General features: G+C 74.5%; 2 protein-coding genes and 1 pseudogene. 1 reads left to right on the top strand and 2 read right to left on the bottom strand.

Features of this window, described 5'->3' with window-relative positions; translation table 11 throughout:
* Window positions 1–2,199, bottom strand: a 2,199-nt coding sequence (locus AB0F81_RS50510) for a helix-turn-helix transcriptional regulator (RefSeq protein ID WP_360211504.1), incomplete at its 3' end; no start/stop codon positions are given.
* A gap of 205 nt (window positions 2,200–2,404) precedes the next feature.
* On the opposite strand from AB0F81_RS50510, the gene AB0F81_RS50505 reads away from it, so the two are divergent.
* Complete coding sequence (locus tag AB0F81_RS50505) at window positions 2,405–3,895, top strand: GGDEF domain-containing protein (RefSeq protein ID WP_360211499.1); 1,491 nt, start codon at window positions 2,405–2,407, stop codon at window positions 3,893–3,895.
* Window positions 3,896–3,937: 42 nt separating this feature from the next.
* Here AB0F81_RS50505 and AB0F81_RS50500 read toward each other — a convergent pair.
* Window positions 3,938–4,277, bottom strand: a pseudogene (locus AB0F81_RS50500) (ATPase); the annotation flags it as partial.

Raw genomic sequence — 4,277 nt, 5'->3', positions numbered from 1 at the left:
GGCCTCGGCGAAGCGCGGCACGTCCGCCTCGGCGACGTCGATGGTGACCTTGATGGCTCGGCGCGGCGTGGTCGCGGCGCGGGCCTGGACGATCCGCGCGGCGAGGGTGAACATCGCGGTCGCGGCCGGGCCGGCGAGGTGTTGCGCCACCCGGTCGGCGTGCCCGGCGGCCAGGTCCGCCTCGGCCGCGACGACCGCGAGCCAGTCGTCGAGGGCGGGCGCCCGCAGCCGGGGGTTGCGGTGACGGGCGGCCTCGTCGAGGAACAACCGGGCCCGGGCGGGTTCGCCGCGGGCGATGGCCAGTCGCGCCTGCGCTCCGGCGATGGCGAGCAGCGGCGCCGCCTCGCTGTCGACCTGGTGCGCCCGGATCGCCCGGCGGATCGCCTCCTCGGCCGCGCCGAGGTCGTGCCGTTCCAGGCCGACCAGGGCGGCGGCGACGTGGCCGGCCACCGCCTGCAACGTGTAGGACCAGCCGCGCCGCTCGGCCAGCTCGTCGGCGACAGCGGTGAGCCGGGCCGCCTCGTGCACCGATCCGCACATGGCCTGCAGCAGCGCCAGGTGCCCGGTCGCGTTGAGCTCCGCCAGCTCCACGCCCGCAGCGCGGGCCGCGCCGACAGCGGCCGCCAGGTCCCGGCTCGCTGCGTCGGCGTCGCCGGTCCACATCCGGGCGACACCGCGGTTGTTCAGGGCGATGGCACGCTGCTGCGCCTGGGCCGCGCCGTCGGCCGGTGCGGTGGCGATCAGGTCGAGCAGCCGATTCGTGTTGTCCGCGACGGCCGGCATGTCGCCGCACGCCCGGTCGGCCGTCCACTGCAGGGCGTACATCGTGATCTCGGCCTGCCGGCTGCTCGCGTCGGCGGGCCGGTGCCGCAGCAGCTCGCGCGCCTGGTCGAGGCGGGCCGGCAGGGCGGTGAAGTCCCCGGCGTGGAAGAGCAGCAGCGCACTGCAGATGACCAGCTCGGCGGTCCCGGCGAGCCGGTCGGCCGGGATCTGCCGCAGGATCCGGACCAGCGCCGGCCGGTGCGCGGAGACGATCAGCGGGGAGGCGTGCGCGGTCACCACCCGGCCCAGGTACGCCCAGTCCCGCGCCGCCACCGCGTGTTCGAGGGCTTCGATGACCGAGTTGTTGTTCGCGTACCACCGGGCCGCCCGGCGGTGCAGTTCGGTGACCGCCCTCGGCGCCTCACGCTGCAGCCGGTGCCCGAGCGCCTCGCGCAGCAGGTGGTGGTAACGGAACCAGAGCGGGCGCGCGCCGAGCCGTACCACGAAGTCGTTGTCGTGCTCGAGCTGTTCGAGAATGCGCTGGCCGTCGTCCTGCTCGGTGATCGCGTTGGCGAGGTCGGCGCAGATCTGGTCGCAGATGCTGGTCTGCAGCAGGAAGCGCCGCTGCCGCCGGGACCGGGCGGCCAGCACCTCCTCGGTGAGGTACTCGTCGATGCCGCGGACGTCGCCGGCGAAGTCGGCGATGGAGCGGCCGCCGCCCGGGTCGGCGAGGAAGCCCGCGCCCACGTGCAGGCCGACCGCCCAGCCCTCGGTGCGTTCCAGCAGGACGCCGACGTCGGCGGGCGGCAGGGTGAGCCCGTGCCGGTCGATCAGCGCGGTGGCCTCCTCGCCGGTGAAGGCGAGGTGCCCGGTGCGGATCTCGGCGAGCCGCCCGGCGGTGCGCAGCCGGTGCAGGGCCAGCGCCGGTTCGGCCCGGCTGATCAGGATGATCCGCAGCGGTTCCGGCGGGTGGCGCAGCACGTCGTTCAGCTCGGTGAGGATCCGCTGGTCGTCGATCTCGTGGAAGTCGTCGATGACCAGCACGGTCGGCTGCGGCAGCAGGGCGAATCCGGCGGCGAGGCGGTGCGCTCGTTCACGCTCGTCGGTGGGCACCGAGCCCATCGCGGCGAGCGGGTTGCCCTCGGTGAGCGCGCCGGCGGCGCGCAGGGCGGCGATCACGTACGCCCAGAACAGCCCCGGCTCGTTGTCGTGGCGGTCGAGGCTGAGCCAGGCGACCTCGGCGCCGCGGGTCTGCGCCCAGGCCGAGACCAGCATGGTCTTGCCCCAGCCGGGACCGGCGCAGACGAGGGTGAACGGTTCCTGCACGGCGGCGTCGAGCTGTGCGAACAGCCGGGGCCGGTCCACGCCGGCCCGCAGGGCCCGCGGCCGCGCGGTTTTGGCCGCGGTCAGCGGCAGCGTGGATGCTGCTGTTGCCACCGCTACCACCTCGTCACCGTTCGGCGAGCCCCCGGGCGTCAGGCAATCATGACCGGAGCGGCCGGGGCAAGAATGTTGATCACCCAGTCGGCAAGGTGACAGCAGACCGATTCGGATTATCGGTCGAGGGCTGCGGGCTCAACTGCGCCACTCCGCGTCCGATGAGCGGTAGGTCAGGCAACCGCGGACGCACACCGGGAGGGTCATGCGCACTGTGCCGGTCTGCGTCGCAGCCATCACCGCGCTGCTCTGCTGCGTGTTCCTGCTCCCGGGCGGCAATACCACGGTCGAGGCCACGGTCGCCTGGCTGGCGGTCGCGGTGTTCGCGACGGCGATGACCTACTACGGGTTCCGGGCGGTCCGGCTGATGCGCCCGGACGACCCGGAACGCCGGTTCTGGTCAGCGTTCGCCTGGGCCGGTGTGGCGTTCAGCGCCGGCGACTGGATCCAGGTGGGCAGCACGCTGGTCGCGCCGGGCGGTGCGGACGCGCTGACCGGAACCGGACTCTCTCGTACGCTCGCGCTGGCGCTCGGCGGCGCGGCCCTGCTGGGCGTCTCGATGACCTACTCGCTGCCGCACCGCACCGACCGGCAGCGGCTCTGCTACCTGCTGGATCTGGCCACGATCGTGGTCGCGGCCGGCGCCTACGGGCTGTACTGGACCATCGCCAGCGGCTGGGGCAAGCACGTGATCACCGCCGCCGACGTGTTCGGGGTGGCGACCGGGCCGGTCGTGGTGATGCTGACCGCGTTCACGGTGGGCCGGCTCTACCTCAGCGGGGTCAACCCGTTCCGGTGGAACGTCGGCGTGATCGGCCCGATCGCCGCGGCGGTCGAGGCGGTCGCCCGGGCGCTCGGCCCGGAACTGGCCCGCACCGGCCGGCCCGGCTGGGTGTTCGCGATGAGCGTCGGCTCGCACGCCGCGTTGTTGCTGGTCGCCTGGTTGCAGCACCGCTGGTACCGGACCGGTGTCGCGGCCCGGCCGGGAGCGCCGAGCCGGCCCTACAGCCTGCTGCCCTATCTCGCGGTGGCCGCCACCTACGCGCTGCTCGTGGTCAGCCTCGCGGCCTCCGGCCTGGACGTCCGGGCGTGGGTCATCCTGGCCGGCGCGATCGGCAGCACCGGCATCGTGGTGGCCCGGCAGGTGTCCGCATTCGTCGACAACGCGGAGCTGCTCGCCGAACGCGACGCGCTCGCCGAGCGGCTGCACACCATGGCGTTCACCGACAGCCTCACCGGGCTGGGCAACCGGGCGCTGTTCCTCGACCGCCTGGACGAGGCGCTGCGCGCGGGCGAGCCGGTCGGGGTGCTGATGATCGACCTGGACGACTTCAAACCGGTCAACGACCGGTACGGCCACTCCGCCGGTGACGCCGTCCTGGTGGAGACCGCGCTGCGGTTGCGGGCCCTCACCGAGGAGCAGGACGTGCTGGCCCGCCTCGGCGGCGACGAGTTCGCGGTGCTGGTGCGGCACTGCCCGCCCGGCGGCTTCGCCACGGTCGCGGACCGGGTCGGCGCGGCGCTGGAGCTGCCGTGCCAGGTGACCGAGGACGCGGCGGTGCGGGTCCGGGCCAGTATCGGCGTCGCCGTCGCCGGCCCGACGGCGAGCAGCGCCTCGGCGCTGCTGGACCGCGCCGACGAGGCGATGTACCAGGCCAAGCACGGCGGCAAGGGCGCAGTCCGCGAAGCTGTGTGAGGCTCGGCCCGCGACGCTCCGGTCTGCTTGACACTTTCCTGGTCAGTTCGACGGGGAAACGCCCGCGCCGACCAGGGCGGCATGCAGCGCCGCGGGGTCGATGCCCGGTTTCGTCCGGGCGGCCAGCCAGGCCGCGCCCGCAGCCGGATCCCGGCTGGTCAGGGCGGTGGTGCCGCGTGCGTCGAGGAGGGCGAGCAGGCCGTCGCGGACCGGGGTGTCCGTCGCCAGCAGGCCACCGGCCAGGACGACCGGTCCGGGCGCGCGGAGGCTGTCCAGGGTCGCGACGAGGTGGCCGACCGCGTCGGCGACGATGACGCTCGCCACCGGGTCGCCGGCGCGGGCCGCCGCGCAGACCACCGGCGCGAGGGCGGCGATACGGGCG

The organism is Actinoplanes sp. NPDC024001, assembly GCF_040638955.1.
Taxonomy (GTDB): Bacteria; Actinomycetota; Actinomycetes; order Mycobacteriales; family Micromonosporaceae; genus Actinoplanes.
This window is presented reverse-complemented; position numbering and strand designations above follow the sequence as displayed.

Excerpts from the sequence above, each read along its gene's own strand:
- AB0F81_RS50505 (WP_360211499.1), top strand. The coding sequence starts at position 2,405 with ATGCGCACTGTGCCGGTCTGCGTCGCAGCCATCACCGCGCTGCTCTGC.